General features: G+C 36.5%; 14 protein-coding genes. 7 read left to right on the top strand and 7 right to left on the bottom strand.

What is annotated here, in order from left to right:
- Positions 1–170: 170 nt before the first annotated feature.
- Complete coding sequence (locus tag F6K13_RS02270; protein WP_124144809.1) at positions 171–851, bottom strand: SH3 domain-containing protein; 681 nt, start codon at positions 849–851, stop codon at positions 171–173.
- 634 nt (positions 852–1,485) lie between these two features.
- Positions 1,486–2,487, bottom strand: coding sequence for a phenylalanine--tRNA ligase subunit alpha (gene pheS / locus F6K13_RS02265; RefSeq protein WP_124144808.1), 1,002 nt, complete (start codon positions 2,485–2,487; stop codon positions 1,486–1,488).
- A 696-nt stretch (positions 2,488–3,183) separates the two neighbouring features.
- On the opposite strand from pheS, the gene surE reads away from it, so the two are divergent.
- From surE to F6K13_RS02245, 4 genes are all read left to right on the top strand, one after another.
- Entirely contained in the window at positions 3,184–3,987 is an 804-nt protein-coding gene (gene surE / locus F6K13_RS02260; RefSeq protein WP_124144807.1) for a 5'/3'-nucleotidase SurE, read from the top strand.
- Positions 3,988–4,113: 126 nt separating this feature from the next.
- Positions 4,114–4,512, top strand: a complete 399-nt coding sequence (locus F6K13_RS02255) for a hypothetical protein (protein WP_124144806.1) — start codon at positions 4,114–4,116, stop codon at positions 4,510–4,512.
- Between the two features lie 261 nt (positions 4,513–4,773).
- Positions 4,774–5,112 (top strand): hypothetical protein, encoded by a 339-nt coding sequence (locus F6K13_RS02250; RefSeq protein ID WP_124144805.1) that lies wholly within the window; start codon positions 4,774–4,776, stop codon positions 5,110–5,112.
- Entirely contained in the window at positions 5,113–5,436 is a 324-nt protein-coding gene (locus F6K13_RS02245) for a hypothetical protein (protein WP_124144804.1), read from the top strand.
- Between the two features lie 406 nt (positions 5,437–5,842).
- Here F6K13_RS02245 and F6K13_RS02240 read toward each other — a convergent pair whose 3' ends face one another.
- Positions 5,843–7,531: a glycosyltransferase family 39 protein gene (locus tag F6K13_RS02240; protein ID WP_124155944.1), complete on the bottom strand. Its 1,689-nt coding sequence runs from the start codon at positions 7,529–7,531 to the stop codon at positions 5,843–5,845.
- Positions 7,532–8,392: 861 nt separating this feature from the next.
- On the opposite strand from F6K13_RS02240, the gene F6K13_RS02235 reads away from it, so the two are divergent.
- Positions 8,393–9,856 (top strand): hypothetical protein, encoded by a 1,464-nt coding sequence (locus F6K13_RS02235; RefSeq protein WP_287286750.1) that lies wholly within the window; start codon positions 8,393–8,395, stop codon positions 9,854–9,856.
- Between the two features lie 188 nt (positions 9,857–10,044).
- Complete coding sequence (locus F6K13_RS02230; RefSeq protein WP_161565208.1) at positions 10,045–10,203, top strand: hypothetical protein; 159 nt, start codon at positions 10,045–10,047, stop codon at positions 10,201–10,203.
- A gap of 163 nt (positions 10,204–10,366) precedes the next feature.
- Here the strand turns inward: F6K13_RS02230 and F6K13_RS02225 are convergent, their stop codons facing one another.
- Both F6K13_RS02225 and F6K13_RS02220 read right to left on the bottom strand, forming a co-directional pair.
- On the bottom strand, positions 10,367–11,677 hold the full coding sequence (locus tag F6K13_RS02225) for a recombinase family protein (protein WP_124144801.1): 1,311 nt from the start codon (positions 11,675–11,677) through the stop codon (positions 10,367–10,369).
- Positions 11,678–11,685: 8 nt separating this feature from the next.
- The gene (locus F6K13_RS02220; protein ID WP_124144800.1) at positions 11,686–12,045 is read right to left on the bottom strand and encodes a VOC family protein; all 360 of its coding nucleotides are present in this window, start codon (positions 12,043–12,045) and stop codon (positions 11,686–11,688) included.
- A gap of 658 nt (positions 12,046–12,703) precedes the next feature.
- On the opposite strand from F6K13_RS02220, the gene F6K13_RS02215 reads away from it, so the two are divergent.
- Positions 12,704–14,176 carry an aldehyde dehydrogenase family protein gene (locus F6K13_RS02215; RefSeq protein ID WP_124144799.1) on the top strand — a complete coding sequence of 491 codons (1,473 nt, stop codon included), beginning with the start codon at positions 12,704–12,706 and terminating at the stop codon, positions 14,174–14,176.
- 129 nt (positions 14,177–14,305) lie between these two features.
- On the opposite strand, the gene F6K13_RS02210 is transcribed toward F6K13_RS02215, so the two are convergent.
- Positions 14,306–15,568 carry a DUF7017 domain-containing protein gene (locus F6K13_RS02210; RefSeq protein WP_124144798.1) on the bottom strand — a complete coding sequence of 421 codons (1,263 nt, stop codon included), beginning with the start codon at positions 15,566–15,568 and terminating at the stop codon, positions 14,306–14,308.
- A 5-nt stretch (positions 15,569–15,573) separates the two neighbouring features.
- Positions 15,574–17,191 (bottom strand): DEAD/DEAH box helicase (locus tag F6K13_RS02205; protein ID WP_287286749.1); only part of this gene is annotated, 1,618 nt, incomplete at its 5' end.

Here is a 17,191-nt window from a genome sequence, read left to right as displayed (position 1 = left end):
CGAAAAAACGTCTCATTTTTAAGTTAAACTACTATATATTGAAGCTCAAAAGTTGTGCAATGTAATGTCCCGATAATCAGCGATCAAAAAACCTTTTCCCTTTGAAGCTTTCTTTCCCTACTCCCCCACTCCCCTACTCCCCTACTCCCCTGCTCCCCCACTCCCTCCACCTAGTCACACTCAACTAAATTACCAGCAGAAACAAACCCAGACAAAGGAGAAGTAATTTCTACCCACTTACGTTTTTCTCCATTTCGGTCGGGAATTAAACGATAATTTTCCACAAGGGTAAGCTGACTATTAACAGGAACTTTTCCTTTATATTCGGATCGTCTAGTAGCATTTGTCCGTACTGCTAAACCGCGTGGTGCTTTTTTACTATCAATTTGACGACATAAATTTCGATCTACTTGTGATGTGGACTCATTAGGAGATGGTGTTTCTGTGGGCAAATTATCAACAGAAGTATTTTGATCGGAAGGTTCCGTTGGAGTTTCTGTAGCTACTTCAGAACATTCTATTAAATTATTTTCATTGCCTGGAAAACCTCTAGAAACAAACCCTGAAATAGGAGCAGTAATTTCTACCCAAGTACGACCTGCTGGACCTCTAATATTGCGATAACCTTCTATTAATTTCACTTGTTGATTTGCATCTACGGTGCCTACTGTGGGAGAATTTGGGGTCGGTCTTTTTTGAACGATTAAACCTTGTTCGTCATTAACTTGACGACATAAACTAGCAGTTTCTTGAGATGTTTGAGCTATTTTCATGGTTGTAGCGATCGCTCTTTTGGGAACACCGAGGGCGATCGTTAGTATTAATGTTAGCAATGCCACTGGTTGATGCATATTTATTTTTTAAGTCAAAAGTAATTTCAAACTTAGTAGGTTGGGTGGAGGAACGTTAGCGCTAGCTTATCCGTTAGGATAAACCCAACATATATAGGATATAGAAGCCATTTGGTATCTATTTAAGAAGTTACAAGTTCAATACCCATCTGGGTTTTATGATTCTGGCAGTCATTTTTCATAATTTTTCGGTTTCCTGAACCCTTATAGTTGTTAGGCCCCTTAAAACGGCTTTCCTGAAGCCTTTGTATTTCAATAAAAGATACGGTTAGGGGTTCTATAGAACTTACGCAGGTACGTTACTAACGCCTCATCCTACAGCACCTGGTGCATTAGGTGTAGAATCGACCATTATTTCAGTAGTGAACTGACACATATTCAATGGTGCGTTACACTGTCGCTAACACACCCTACTGGACTGACACGCCTAAAAATATAGGTTGGGTTTCACTGCCGTTCAACCCAACAAAACTTTACTACTGTTGGGTTTATCCATTAGGATAAGCTGGCGCTAACGTTACTCAACCCAACCTACACCTATTGCACTATTTTAGATGTGTCAGTCTACTAACCAATAGCTGAAAGCTGAGTGCTGTTTGCAGAGCATTCCGGTACGGAAAATGCTGATAGCTATTTAAAACTGCTGCAAAAAACGTAAGTCGCTGGCATAAACTCGCCGAATATCATCTATCTGATGCAACACCATGGCAAATCTTTCTACACCGAAACCAGCGGCAAAACCTGTATATTTCTCCGAATCATAACCTACTGCTTCCAATACGTTGGGGTCTACCATCCCACAACCTAATACTTCTAACCATTTACCATTCCACTGCAAATCTACTTCTGCTGAGGGTTCGGTGAATGGGAAATAGCTGGCACGGAAACGAATGGGTAGGTCTCCGAACATTTGTCTGAGGAATTCTTTGATGGTTCCTTTGAGGTCTGAAAATCTTAGTCCTTCGTCTACTGCTAATAGTTCGAGTTGATGGAATACTGCTGCGTGGGTAGCGTCTACTGTGTCACGTCGATAAACACGACCGGGTGCTATGACTCGGATGGGGGGTTCGTGGTTTTTCATGTAACGGATCTGGACTGAGGAGGTATGGGTCCGCATTAAGTTACCGTCTGGTAGGTAGAAGGTGTCTTGCATATCTCTGGCAGGGTGGTCTGGTGGTGTGTTTAAGGCTTCAAAGTTGTAGTAGTCGGTTTCCATTTCTGGACCTGTGGCCACTGTGTAGCCTAAGCCAATGAATATGTCTAGGGCACGGTCTATGAGGTTGTTGAGGGGATGGATTTTTCCTTGGGGACGATATACTCCTGGCATGGATACATCTAGGGTTTCGGCTTGGAGTTTGGCTGCTATTTCTGCTGTTTTGAGGTTTGTCCGCTTTTGGTCTAGGTTGCTCTGGATGGCTTGTTTGACTTGGTTGGCGATCGCTCCTACTTTTGGTCGTTCTTCTGGGCTGAGTTTACCCATGGCTCCGAGGATTTTGGATACTTGGCCTTTTTTGCCTAGATAGTTAATTCTTAGTTCTTCTAGTTTTTCTAGGTTTTCTGTTGTGGCGATCGCTTCTGTTGCTGTTTGGCGTAGTTCTGTTAGTTGGGTTTCTATTTCTGTTAGTTGGGTTGTCATAGTTTGTTATTTTTTTTGTGCTTTACTATTTTGTTATTTTTTTTGTGCTTTTCTATATAAAATCTTTTTTAGTTGAATAAAAAGTCATGCGTAGGGGCGAGTCACTCCTAATGTAACTATTCTATCTAATTTTTTGTTACAGTTCAACTCAATTTTTGAGTCGGCCGGGCTTTTTTTGGGTGCTCCTCGGGATGTAGTTGATCGAGTTGTTAGCGATAGTATGGTTTGTTATTTTTTTTGTGCTTTTAACTGTAGAGTCTTTTTTGGTTGAATAAATTGTCATGTGTATAGGCGAACTACTCCCAATACTATTATTCTATCTGATTTTTTGTCAAAGTTCAACCCGATTTTTCACTCCGCCGGGTTTTTATTGGAGTGCTGCTCAGGATGAAGTTTGTCAAGGCGTTAACCGTAGTTGTGCTGGAGTAGGTGGTGTATTTCAATCCCTAGGGATTTGGTTTGGGAAAGAGTTCCGATATAGAAGCCCCACACAGCAATGGTTTCAGACCCCCAATATACAAGCCTATTTTGATTAATTCGTCAATAAGGCAAAAGATAGAGAAGGAAAAATCTTGCGTTGTCTAAGTTTTAAGCTTTTTATCTGTCCACGCCCTTTGCCTCGACTGCTATAGAATTGTGTTTGGCGATTGAATAGTTCTTGCTTCAATCTTTTTTATTTTTCAAAAATCAATCCAAATGAAACTTTTAATTAGTAACGACGATGGCATTTTTGCAGAAGGTATCCGGAGTTTGGCTAATGCTTTAGCAGCGGTAGGCCATGAAGTTTTTGTAGTTTGTCCTGACAAAGAACGTTCAGCCACAGGTCATGGTTTAACATTACATCAACCTATTCGGGCAGAAATAGTCAAGTCAATTTTTGATGACACCGTCACAGCTTGGACTTGCTCTGGTACTCCTGCCGACTGTGTAAAACTAGCCTTATTTGCCTTACTAGAAACCCAGCCAGATTTAGTATTAGCAGGAATTAATCATGGTCCCAACTTAGGAACAGATATTTTATATTCCGGAACAGTTTCTGCTGCCATGGAAGGAGTTGTTCAAAACATTCCTAGTATTGCGTTTAGTCTTGGTAGTTATACTTCTAGAAATTTTGAAGTTGCTGTAAATTTTGCTCAAGATTTGGTGAAGAAAATTGAAAATGAACCTTTAGCTAATGTAATGTTGCTAAATGTAAATATTCCAGCAGTTAAAGAAACAGAAATAGCAGGAGTACAAATTACCCGTCAAGGAATTCGTCGCTATATAGATATATTTGAAAAACGGGTCGATCCACGAGGCAAAACTTATTATTGGTTAGCTGGAGAGGTACAGGAAGATGTGGAAGAAACCAACGACCGCTCCTCAGTAGAAAAGTTATCAACAGATGTCCAAGCAATGCGTGAAAAATATATTACGATTACCCCCTTGCAATACAATTTTACCTATGGTAAACAACTAGGCTATCTCCAAAAATGGAAGATTGATAATTTTCGTGAATAGTTAACTTTTATGCAGTAGAAATTAAGGCTAAACTATAAAAGAATAGGCAAGATAATCAAAATTGCAGATCAAAAAAACTCATCTAGGTGAGTAGTGAAAAATTTCGTTTATTGAATAAAAATAAGTATGAGCGCTCCCACATCTAAGAGTCATTCTGTTACCTGCCCAATTTGTAATCGCTCCAGTGCCACACGACCACTAGAAGTATTTAATGGGCTATTTACTTGTCCATATTGTCATTCTCATCTGGTAATTAGTTGGAGTGGCCATTATGTCAGAGACCCCCTCGCTCTCCAACAGCTAGATATTGGACAAATGCTGAGAAGGCAAAGTAGACCTTTGGCAAGATTACGTCGCGATTTGAGCAGGCAGTATTTACCTATAGTTGTGGCGATCGGGAGTGTCATATTGTTTGGAGGGGCGATCGCTTCTCTAAGTAAGTTTGATTTTAAATTGGGTATATTTGATGGAGTATTAGAGTGGGTGCAAGAAAAAGAACTGTTGAATAATCAAAACAGTCAGTAGTTATTGAAGAAGGAAGAAGAAAGAAGAAAGAAGGAAGAAGGAAGAAGGTTTAATTGCTTATGGATAGTCAACGACCTGAAACTTCGTGTCTTATAACCCAAAGACTTTTCAGCAGCCCAGTTGACCAATAAATAAGGTGAATAGTTTCCCCTTTTAAGCTATCCCTGATTAGGAACTCCTAAAATCATTTTCTGATAGGCAGTGGGGACTAACCCCATAATTAAGGACTAAATAAAGTTAATTTTAGAAATTAATATACTCATGTTAGAAGAAAATGAAATTGTATATGAAATTTTACAGGAAAAAGATTTAGAACAAACTATTAATTGTTTAGTTGATGTATTTCCTAGTTCAGAACCTATGTTCAGGTCGCTTAAAGTAACTTCTAGTGACTTTTATCCCTTTGCTGAGACAATTTGCGAAAAAGCTGTGGCAGAAGGATTATCTCATATTGCTAAAAATTCTGTTACTTCAGAAGTAGCAGGGTTTATTATTTCAGATAATTTATCAAGTGAGTTCTATGAAGAAATAAGCAAAAATATTCCTCAAAAATTTGAGATTTTTTCTCAAGTTTTAAAAGAACTACATCGGAAGTATTAGATGGAAAAAAAAGTCGTTAATGGCAAGATATTTCGTATCGGTTTATTGGGGTATAGAGAAAAGTATAGAGGCAAAAAGATTGGCAATAAATTAGTTGAAAATAATCTCAATATTACAACTCAAGCAGGATTTTCCACCGCAATAGTAGAAGCTAGTGGAAAGATATCGCAGCACATTTGTCGGAAATATGGATTTGAGGATAGAGCTTCTCTAGATTATCAGACTTTTGAATATAAAGGAGTTAAAGTATTTGAGGGAATAAAAGAGCATGAAAGTTGTATTTTAATGGAAAAAGTTTTCGGCGTTGGTGAAGCGCGTGTATGATATTAATCTTAATTATTTAGGAGTCAACCCACCCCTAACCCCTCCCAGGAGGGGAAGTCAGGAGTCGTATGGGAATGGCTTCAATACCATTTTTCATGTCGGAAATCATCTTTTTTGTCAAAGGGAATATCCTGCACGTGTCTTTTTATTCCTCTTACTATTCGTAACATTCTTTTTTCACGGTTGGTATCATCCCTCTTTTTACCAACGTCAAGTTTTCTAATAGATACGGGGGGGGGGAATAAATAATAATTTTATCTTTTTATTTTGGGTTTAATTCCTCACTGTCAACGGGGGTGTTTACAATTGGTTTAAATTTGAGTCCCCATCCATTTATTCTTCCTTCTTCCTTCTTCCCTCTTCCTTATTCCCTATTCCCTCTTCCTTCTTCTAATTTTTTGAACTTTCAATTTTTGCTTTCTCTGGTGACTAATGCCCACCCTTTGACAGTATTCAAAACTTTCAGATTTTCTAGGGTAAGGTTATTCAAATTTGATGCTTGAACTAATAGATATGGTTGAGACTGACTTTGCCATTGTTGTTGAATTTTTTGTGGCCCGACACGTTTGATGAGGCGATCGCTATAAAAATTTAAAGAGGGACGGTCTTTTGTATCGAAGGAATAAACTATCTGACCGGGGGGTGTATATTTCTGAATCATTTCTCCGACTGGTTTGACTGGATAGTTTTCTTGTAGTTCCCAGATCCAATGAGGGGAATTAACAAACAGTAGGAGTGAAAGATATGTTCCCCAAATCAAGATTGACAAAAACTGACGGTCTTGTTGGTTTAATAATATGGTTGCTATTGTCATTGTCAGTGCAATAGTTGCTGAGATTAACCGTAAGTACAAATCTAGTTTTGTCTGATTTTCCTCTCCCAGATGAAAAATACCGCTGAAGTCAAGCCAAGCAACCCAAGCTAGTAAGGCGAGCAGTGCAAAAATGGCTACTACTAGACGGTGATAAATAGTAGGGATACCTTTAGGATGTTTTTTACTCTCACCTTGAGTATGAAGATATTGATAAGCTGGAAACCGAATGTATCCCAAATCTACTGGAAATTGATGCCAAATTTCTGTCAGATAAGTACCGACTGCTAGAGCAAAAGCGGGATAAATAGGTAGTACATACCAGGGAAGTTTGGTATTCATTAACGAAATAGCTAATAAATATATTCCGCTCCAGACCAAGACTAATTTTCCCCAACTGAGATTCCGATTTTTCCAACTCAGATATAATCCGGGAAACCAGAAAAGTTGCCAGGGGAAAGTATACTCTAAAATTTCCAATAAGTAATACCAAATAGGTCCATCGTGACTGCCTACAGGTTGCCAAATACGTTTGAGAGATTGATGGAAAAAGTTGGCATGGAAAAATTCTATTCCGTAATGGAAAAATTGAGCTGTGTACCACAGAAATACTGGGAGCATCCCTAGTAAGATACCGCCCCAAAAATATTTACAACGCAATAGTCGGGGAGTATCCCATAAGAGGAAGAATAGAGCGATCGCTCCTAAAAGTAATCCTAAAATAATTCCTTTTGTGAGGGAAAGTAGGGCAAAACTCAGACCAATAGCTAAAGAATAACGGAGGTTACGACGCGATCGTAAAACGCACCAAATCATTAGTAGAAAAAAACAAAGCACTGCCCCATCTAACATTGCTAAACGTCCATGTCGCACGACTGGCAATAAAGTTAAGTAGACTAAAGCAGAGAAAATGGCGTTAGTGCGGGGGCGAAATAATTCTCTAGCAAGACTATAAATTAATGGTACAGAAAATGCTGTGAATAAAGCAGGGAATAAACGTGCAGTTAATTCATTTACTCCGGCGATATTGTAGACAAAAGCGATCGACCAATGTACTAATGGTGGTTTATTCAAATAGGGAGTATTATTGATAGTTGGATAAAGCCAATTCCAATTTTTTCTGGTTATTTCTCTAGCTACTTGAGCGACTATTCCTTCATCCCAGTCTCGCAAAGGTAATGTGTCTAAATTAGTAGAAAATAGTAACAATGCTGCTAATAATAAGCTGGCAATTATAAGTAAATCTATATGGGTATTTTTGTTGGTGAAGATTTTGTTAAACATTTATTCAATTCAAAAGTCAATTTGTAAGTATGATTATTATTTTCAAAGCTTAACGCTGATTTTGTTAAACATTTATTCAATTCAAAAGTCAATTTGTAAGTATGACTATTATTTTCAAAGCTTAACGCTGATAATGATATAGCAATCTAATTTGAGTTGTGAGATATTGTAGATTTTAGGGGATAGGAAATAGGGAAAAGGGAATAAATGTCTAGGAAAAAAGTATTAAAAATGATTTTGTGAGGAAGTTATACAACTCTAACTTATGCTAAATAAAGGGCAAGTTTATTTTCTGGAGATATCTATTTTAGGGAATAGGGAGTAGGGACCTTGTATGTAACGTCTCTACAGAGTAGGGAGAAATTATCAATTCTTTACCCCTACTGCCTACTCCCTATGCGTGGAGTAGATGTCTAATTATCATTACATTTAAGCAACGCCATCTTTTTAGTCCAAGAGACATCTCCTATAAAGTATTTTAATTGCCCCTATTATCCGTAACATTATTTTTTCAAATTGGTATAATAGAAAATCTGTATTAGGATGAAATAATTTTCAATTACTGTATAATCGGATTTTATATAAATCCCCATCCATTTTTTCTTCCTTCTTCCTTCCTTTCTCATCCTTCCTTCTTACCGAAAAATTCAGGTATAAAGCCTCTCCATTCATAGAGAAAAAAGTGGTCGTTAGCGCAGCTTCCCGAAGGGTGGGATGGCGAGGAAACCTGCGCCATATCCAATCGACCAAGAGAAGAAAAAAAATCCTTTTAGCCAATCCTCTTCTTTATAAGAAGAGGTAATTATTAATTATTAATTGTTAATTATTGAATTCTTCCTTCTTAAAATCAATCAAATTAATATGAACTTACCTGTAATTTTAGATATTGCCATTGGTTTAATTTTTATTTATCTTATTTTTAGTTTACTAGCTAGTGAAATCCAGTCAATTTTGACAATAATTTTGCAATGGCGAGCCACTCATTTAAAAAAATCAATTGAAGAGTTAATTGCTGGTGAACCCTATATCAGTAAAAATAATTCTAAATCTAGTACAGAAATTGAAAAAGTGCAAAAACTAGCTAATTCTCTATATCAAAATCAATTAATTAAAAATCTTAACTATAGTGGTAGCAAAGGTCCATTAGAAAGAGGATTTCGGAGAATAATTCAGATGCTTGGTAATTTAAGTCGAGCTGTGACTGGAATTAATAATGTTTTTGATGCAGAAAAAACTGCTCCTTCTTATATTCCGTCAGATACATTTGCTGCTAGCTTAATTGATACTTTGAAACTTCAAGAATTAATGCAAATGATTAGTGAGGATAAATTAAGAGATTTTACCGATAATATTTTGGTAAATATCAAGAAAATATTAGAAAATTTGAAGATAGAAGATAGCAGTAAGCAGAAAAAGATTCAGCCTGAATTTGAGGATTTGCATCAAGATTTGAATCAAAACATTCAGGATTATCAAAATAATTTTGCTAATCTTGATTTAACATTAAATAGAACTTTAAATAAGCTAGATTTATACACAGAAAAATCTCTAGAATATTTACCAGATGTAGCTCATCAAGAATTTATTAGCCAAATAAATTTAGTCAAACAAGTATTAACAAATACCCATGAAAGAAAAGTTTTAGTAACTGAAATGGAACCAAGCGCCTCTAATTTATTGAAGTTTTTGAGAGAGGTAATGGAAATGGGAAAAGCTGTGCAAGCAGATTTGCAAAGTAATAAGGGGAAAATCAATCAAAAAGCTATTGAAATGATTGAATTATTGCCTGAATCTTTACAAAAAAGTTTATATATTTTAGCCAAACAAGCGACAACAAAAATTTCAGCAACAGGTAATGCTTTATATCAGTTTCAGAAAGAAATTGAGAGATGGTTTGATAGTGGAATGGAAAGAGCGACTGGTGTTTATCAGCGTAATGCTAGAGGAGTTGCTTTTTTGATTGGTATTACTATTGCTATAGTTGCTAATATTGATACATTAAATATGATTGATAATTTATCAAAAGATTCTTTGATGCGGGCGACAATTAATAGTTATTCCCAGGAATTAATCAATAATAATTCTAATCCAAGTGAGTTAGAAATAGGGGATATTCAAAATCAGGTAAATGCAGCATTAGATAATTTAGAATTACCTATTGGTTGGGGTCAAAAACAAACAAATAACACCTCAGTGAGTCAATCAATTACTTATTTAGAAGGATTAAAAAAAATATTGGGTTGGCTAATTAGTGGCATAGCTATTTCTATGGGGGGGAATTTCTGGTTTAATTTATTAAAAAAGATTTATAGTGTTAAAAAATGAATTATTGAGGAGACAGGAGACAGGAGACAGGAGTCAGGAGGGAAGAAAGAAGAAGAAAGGTAAGCATTCAGCCATCAGCTATTGCTTTTAATTTTAGATGAAAACTTTATTAATTGAGTCAGAATTTATACTTACTATACAAAACTGGCTAAAACAGTCTATAGAACCCATTTGGTATCTTCATAAATATGCGCGTTTTTTTAGCTAGGAGTCAGGAGAAAACCCACCCCCAACCCCTCCCAGGAGGGGAAGACAGGAGACAGGAGGTAAGAGGGAAGAGGGAAGATGTGGGGAGAAATAATACAAAAAATTCAACACTTCTTTTTCATATTTTTCCTCAAAATTGATGCGATAAAAGACTTGACTACCATAATTATATAGATCTCAAATGGGTCCTATATTCATTAAAACCCCCTTTATGGTATTACGACTCAGGCAACGCCAAATTTTTTTTCTTCCTTCTTCCTTCTTCTTTCTTCCTTCTTACTCCTTCCTTCTGCCATAACACAACTAAAAAATAAAAATAACTTGTAAGTGCCAATCTAAATCTTGACGAATAATTTCAATTCTACTAATAAATTCGCGTAAGTAAAATCTCCTTTCTGACTCTGACAAATCCCACCAAAATTGGGTTATGCAAACCGCTTTGGCAGTTTCTAATAAATTGACTGGCGGTAACTGGTTAAATTGACTTTGTAATTGAGAAATTTCTGTTCTAATTTTGTAAGTACGTAGTTCAGCAGTTTCTTGGTCAAGAATGCCATTCTCCGTGAGATTTGGTAGTTGAAAAAGAATATCTTGCTTATCAGAAATATCCTGTTTAATTTTACTTTTAATTCCATCCATATTTGGCATTTCTAAAGCAGCGATCGCCGATGCTAAATCTCGACAAATTATTTCTATAGTTTGTCCTAATACTTCTTGATAAGCTAAAGCTTTACATTTGGGTTTGCGGGAGCAACTTTTGGGACGCAAATATAGATATTCTTTCTCTTTGCGAAAAGTAGTAACTTTTGCCGTAATCATTGGAGACTGACATTCTGTGCAGACAACTAAACCTGCCAGAGAGTGGGGAGCGCTGGCAGTACGCGGTGGCATTCGGCGGTTGCGTCGGAGCAAACGTTCGACTTGAGCAGATTCTTCTCTAGAAATTATGGGAAGATGAGTATTAGAGATGACTTCATTATTTTGATATTGTAAGTCACCGCGATAAACGGGGTTAGTTAACCAACGTCGCCCAGTGGTAACAGAGATTTTCTTGCCGTATTTTTTCTGAATATGGCGCACAGCACCACGCAAGGAAGCAAACAGAAGGAAGTTTTCAAAGAAGTCTTTGACAACGGGGGCAGCACTTCTGTCCAGGGTGTAACGGTCTTTGCCTCGGCGATATCCGTAAGGTGCTTTACCTGGTGGGGGTATTGCTTTGATGCGGTTGCGAGCGTGGGCAGTGCGAATTTTGCGACTATGTTGATTTTGGCGAATTTGGTTGAGGAGTCTGAGTAGGTCTATTTTCCTTGGTGAGTTATTGCTTGGTGAGTTGGGGTTGATATTGATATCTGAGTCGAGGGGAATAATTTGGATATTGAGAGATTGGAGTTTTGTAAGGCGATCGCATACTTCTTCTACAGAGTCTCCTAATTCTTCAAGTTTACGAATTAAGAGATAATTAACTGCTTGAGTTTGGCAGTCGAGTAGGAGTTGTTGGAGTTGTTGGCGATCGCCTAAGTCGTGATAAATGCGGTCAACTTCCCACCCCCAAGTTATGGGGTCTGGGGCAGTTTCAAACAGGGGGTTTGTATATGAATAGGCAATAATTTTCACAGGTTATCTTATTGTTGACTTAATTCTATAATATTACCGTCGGGGTCTTGGGTAAATAGGGCAGGGCGACCAGAAGCACTCATTTTAATTGGGCAATTATTGGCTAATAGTTGTGATTTTGCAGCATCTATATCAACCACAGAAAATGCTAAATGTCGGTTTCTACCTAATTTTTCTGAGTTAACTAGATCGGGTATTATTTCCGATACTATCAGATGAATTTGGAAGTTGCCAACTTGATACCAAGTACCGGGAAAATTAAGGGAGCGGTCTACTTTTGGGAGTTTGAGAATTTGACCATAGAAATGTTCGGCTTTTTCGAGGTTTGAAACTAATAGAGCAGCATGGAGAGATTGAGTGATTTGCATAGTTTATATTATTAATAAATGGTTGGTTATTTATTAGACATCTCCAGAAAAGAGAGAGTAGGGAGTAGGGGAAAATAATTGATAGTTTCTGTGCGATAATTGATTTTATTTTTGATTATTGGAGATGTGTATTAATTGTTACATCTATATAATACACTTATTTAATTGAGAGAGCAAATCTATTTACTGATAGTGGAATAGATATGTTAGTCTAAGCAAAGGACGCGGATATATCAAAAGCTTAAAACTCAAACAACGCCTATTTTTTCCTTCTTCCTTCTTCCTTTGCATAAGTTCTAACAATGTTGATAACTTGCCGATCCCAATTACAGCACTTTTGAGGATAGTGAGGTACAGTTATAAAACTATTTATTTCTGTATTCCCTGTTCCCTGTTCCCTGTTCCCTGTTCCCTAGAGCAATAAACTTTGTACCTCATCAACTAGATAACTGCTGTAAGTAGAAATGAGATATTACTACTATTTTTTGAGGTTGTTGGTAGGACTTGCCGACGCACAAAAATGCTGTCTGTACGGACTCTAATCATCATTTAGTGCAAAAAAGCCTCCTAGTATTCTTAAAAATATCTAAAGTTTTTTAGACAAAAGACTACTAAGAGGTAAAAAGGTTATATTTACAACAAAGCGAGGGAGAAATTTATGGTAACAGCTACAAGACCAGAACAAAAAGCGAAAATTGGCCCCACTAAACTCCTAATTAATAACGAGTGGGTAGAAAGTGCCTCTGGCAAACGGTTTGAAACCATTAACCCTACAACAGGAGAAGTTATTTGTGACGTTGCGGAAGCAGATGCACCTGATGTAGACAAAGCCGTAATAGCAGCTCGCAAAGCGTTTACCAGTGGTGACTGGCCAAAAATGTCCGCTACCAAACGAGGGGAACTTCTATACAAGTTAGCAGATTTGATGGAAGAAAATATAGAAGAGCTGGCAAGACTGGAAACCCTAGATAATGGTAAACCACTCAGTGACTCCCTCAATACAGACTTACGTTTAGCGATCGCCTGTTATCGCTATTATGCTGGTTGGGCGGATAAAGTTCAAGGCAAAACTATCCCTATCAATGGTTCCTACTTTTGCTACACCCGCCACGAACCAGTGGGAGTAGTCGGTCAAATCATTCCTTGGAACTTCCCTCTATTGATGCAAGCCTGGAAACTTGCCCCAGCATTAGCAACAGGTAACACATTAGTAATGAAAACAGCCGAACAAACACCATTGTCAGCCTTCCGAGTCGGCGAGTTAGCGGTGGAAGCTGGTTTTCCTCCTGGTGTAGTCAATATTTTGTCTGGTTATGGCCCAACTGCTGGTGCTGCCATTTCCCACCATCACGATATTGATAAAGTTGCCTTCACTGGTTCCACAGAAGTAGGTCATTTAATTATGGAAGCTGCTGCAAAGAGTAACTTAAAGCGGGTGACTTTAGAACTCGGTGGCAAGAGTCCGAATATAGTGTTTGCAGATGCGGATATGGATGCTGCTATTGAAGGAGCGCATTTTGGTTTGTTCTTTAACCAAGGTCAGTGTTGCAATGCGGGTTCTCGTTTATTTGTGGAAGAGAAATGTTATGACGAGTTTGTTGCTAAGAGTGTGGAACGGGCAAAACGTCGGATGGTGGGCGACCCATTTGCCACTAGAACTGAACAGGGACCCCAGGTAGATGAAGAACAGTTTAATAAGGTGATGAGCTATATTGAGTCTGGTCAACAGGATGGTGCCCAGATGTTATGTGGTGGGGCAAGAGTTGGCGATCGCGGTTATTTTATTGCACCCACTGTATTTGCTGATGTGCAGGATGGGATGAAAATTGCCAGAGAAGAGATTTTTGGTCCGGTGATGAGCATCATTAAGTTTAAGGATATTGATGAACTGGTGCAACGGGCGAATGATACGATATATGGTCTGGCTGCAGGAGTGTGGACGCGGGATATAGGTAAGGCTCATGCTGTGGCTCATGCTGTTCGTGCTGGTACAGTTTGGATAAATTGTTATCATGTGTTTGATGCTGCTGCACCGTTTGGTGGTTTTAAGCAGTCTGGTATTGGTCGGGAGTTGGGAGAGTATGGTTTACAGCAGTATACAGAGACTAAGACTGTGACTGTGAAGATGTAGTTGATGATTAATTATTACTACTAGACATCTCCGAAAATAGTAGGGACGTTCCATGGAACGTCCCTACAAAAATATTTGGGGCTATCAACAGTATTAAAATAACTGTTATCAACTGGTTATTATAGGTTATTAAAAACAGGCAGAAAAATTAACAGCTTTAAATGATATTTTTTGCTGTTTTCTATCCCAATTTTTTTCTAAATTAAAATCTACTTTTAGCTTTTCTTTTCTCAAATAAGGTGGTAAATCTTTTTGTAAAAAGAAAATTCGTTTACCATCATCGGTAATTACAAAACCATGAGATTTATCTTGGGGTAAGTAATTAATCATTCCACTTTCTTGAGGCAGATTGGAATAAGCCTGTTTTTTCCAGTCTTTTTGACATAATTTAACTAGGTAATTAATATTTTTACTTTCAAGTTCAACAGTCTTTTGGGATTTTTCTAACTCTTGGTATATTTTCAAGTCTAGCTTTTGTAAATCTTCCTTAATTTTCCATCCTTCCTGTTCACGAATAGCTTTAGATAGTTCAATATTTCTGACAGCTATTTCTATATTTCCTGTATCTAAACTTAGTTGAGCAATATTCATGTATAGAGTAACTTTTGCTTTATATTCTCCTGATGCTAAAGCTGCACGACAACTAAAACTAATTGCTTGCTCTAGTTGATTTAAACTGGAATAAAAATTTGCTAAATTTTGCAATATATACCATTCTACTCTTTGGGTTAAAATTATCTTTTCTAATTCATTAATAGCTTGTTTTACTTTTCCTTGATATCCTAAAGCTAAAGCAGCCCAACGATAAAAATGAATTTCTTTTGGATATAATTTGATAGCTTCTAATGCCCATAGACGAGCTTCTTTCCATAATTCTAATTCTATTAAACTTTTGACTTTAGCAAAAAACCATTGTTCTTGTTTAGATTTTCCTTTGCCATTAATTGTAGTTTTATCTATATTTTTTGGCTCTAATTTATCACACCATTCTGATACAATTTCCCATTGATTTTTTTGTTTTGCTAATTTAACCACAGCCATAACTGTTAATTCTTTAGGCAATTTATCTGGTTGATGACTTAAAATATTGATAGCTGGTTCTATCAACTTATTTATGTGTGCTGCTTCTGAAAAATTCTTAATATCCCTGTCATAATAAGCCCAAATCAATTCATTTTTAATATAATTGTTATCGGGAAATTGTTCCTTAGCTTTTTTTCCTTGTCTGATGGCAGCACCAGGATGTCCTGCTTTCCGCAAACAAGATAAATAACGACTTGCAGCATAGCTATTATTTTCTTCTTCCCAAAATTTACGAAAAATTTTGCCTGCTGCGGGAAAGTTTTCCTGTTTAAAAAATTGTTGAGCTTGTTCAATTAGATTATTAGACATTGTTTTTAACCCTCATTAATAATATTAAAATGATTATCGTTAATTAACTCTGGAACAATTTTAGAATTTTTATTAGAGAATAAATGCAAATATTCTTGAGCGCGAGTTATCCCAACATATATTTTTCTCCTTGCTAATATTTCTGCATCAGTTTTATTTTTTCCTATAGAATCATCAAATTGTTCTAACCAAATTAATAAAACTGCTTTAAATTCTAATCCTAGAGATGATTCGCAAGTGATTATTCTTACTCCTTTTAAATTGAGATTATACTTTGCTTTACTTTTCCTATCTTTACTAACCCAATAAGTGGGTATATCAGATTGATTCATCATGGAAATGATTGATTTTAGCCTAGTGTTATAGCGGTAAATAATTGCTATTTCATTAAAATCTAATCCTGATTTATGAAGTTTTTGAATAGTTGGAATTATACTTTTGTCTTGCTCTTCTGAATTGATAGCTAAATGTAATTGAGGAGTTTCACCTTGCCTTACTGCTGAGGTAGGTTGTATTAGGGGAAAATTTATTTTATCATCAGAAGATGATGAACTAACTCGATCGTTTATTGGTTTTAAAATTCCTGAAGCTGCCAATAATATTTGTTGTGTATTGCGATAGTTTTTATCTAAATCAAATTTTTTGCTAATTGTTCGATAACCTACTGCTTTAATTCCTACATCTTTCCATGTAAAAGCACTACGTTGATAAAGACCTTGATTGCCATCAGCAACAATCATTAAATCGCCATTTTCACTATCTTTTAAAGCACTAACACAACACTTAAACCAACTAGGTACAAAAGTATGAGCTTCATCAATTAAAATAGCATCATATTTTTGCTCACTTGAATAGTTCGATAGTTGTTTTAAAGTTGCCTCGGCGATAAATTCATCATAGTTTTCACCTTGTTTACTTTCTGAATAACCAATAATTGAATTAGCCCAGTTATGAAAATTAGTAACCTCTATATTTTGATATTGGGGATTTTGTGAATCTTCATGTAAAACGGAGCGTAAATAAGCTGCAAGACTCACGTTATAGCAAACAACCAAAATTTTATAATTCTGGTTACGGTTAACTAAATATTTTGCCCTGGAAATTAATAGTAATGTTTTTCCTGACCCGGCAACACCAAAGAAACGTCTGTGACCATCTCCAATGCTTTTAGCTAATCCTTCTTGTCTAAAATCGAGTATTTTTAAGATAGTATCACTAGGTAAAAATTGAATATTATCAGGCACGCTATCAGGAGTTGCTTTTTCCTCTCTAATCACAATTTCCGGATATATCGAACCTTTGATAGTCGTAATTTGATCGGGTGTTAATTTCGGAAAATTAAATTGGATTTCAAACATTTCTTGAAAACGTTGAATAATTCTCTCATTTGGTACTTTTCCTTCTTCCCAGTTTAATAATTCATCTTTATAAATTACTTTTTTTATTGGTAATATCTGTTGGTCAAGTTTAGATTCAGATGCTTGTTTATAAGTAATATTAGACATCACCGCCCCAACACCCACAGGAAAGCATAATTTTCCTTGATAATTCCCCGATCTATGAGTCAAAATCGGGTGTGCTTTTAGTTGATCGAGTATCTTAAAAAGATAATCTCTTCCTTGA

This window comes from Okeania sp. SIO2B9, from assembly GCF_010672505.1.
Classification (GTDB): Bacteria; Cyanobacteriota; Cyanobacteriia; order Cyanobacteriales; family Microcoleaceae; genus Okeania; species Okeania hirsuta.
The sequence above is the reverse complement of the archived record's forward strand: the minus strand, read 5'-3'. Positions and strand labels throughout refer to the sequence as shown.

Coding starts and splice junctions, on each gene's coding strand:
- F6K13_RS02270 (WP_124144809.1), bottom strand. CDS start 851: ATGCATCAACCAGTGGCATTGCTAACATTAATACTAACGATCGCCCTC.
- pheS (WP_124144808.1), bottom strand. CDS start 2,487: ATGACAACCCAACTAACAGAAATAGAAACCCAACTAACAGAACTACGC.
- surE (WP_124144807.1), top strand. CDS start 3,184: ATGAAACTTTTAATTAGTAACGACGATGGCATTTTTGCAGAAGGTATC.
- F6K13_RS02255 (WP_124144806.1), top strand. CDS start 4,114: ATGAGCGCTCCCACATCTAAGAGTCATTCTGTTACCTGCCCAATTTGT.
- F6K13_RS02250 (WP_124144805.1), top strand. CDS start 4,774: ATGTTAGAAGAAAATGAAATTGTATATGAAATTTTACAGGAAAAAGAT.
- F6K13_RS02245 (WP_124144804.1), top strand. CDS start 5,113: ATGGAAAAAAAAGTCGTTAATGGCAAGATATTTCGTATCGGTTTATTG.
- F6K13_RS02240 (WP_124155944.1), bottom strand. CDS start 7,531: ATGTTTAACAAAATCTTCACCAACAAAAATACCCATATAGATTTACTT.
- F6K13_RS02235 (WP_287286750.1), top strand. CDS start 8,393: ATGAACTTACCTGTAATTTTAGATATTGCCATTGGTTTAATTTTTATT.
- F6K13_RS02230 (WP_161565208.1), top strand. CDS start 10,045: ATGCGCGTTTTTTTAGCTAGGAGTCAGGAGAAAACCCACCCCCAACCC.
- F6K13_RS02220 (WP_124144800.1), bottom strand. CDS start 12,045: ATGCAAATCACTCAATCTCTCCATGCTGCTCTATTAGTTTCAAACCTC.
- F6K13_RS02215 (WP_124144799.1), top strand. CDS start 12,704: ATGGTAACAGCTACAAGACCAGAACAAAAAGCGAAAATTGGCCCCACT.
- F6K13_RS02210 (WP_124144798.1), bottom strand. CDS start 15,568: ATGTCTAATAATCTAATTGAACAAGCTCAACAATTTTTTAAACAGGAA.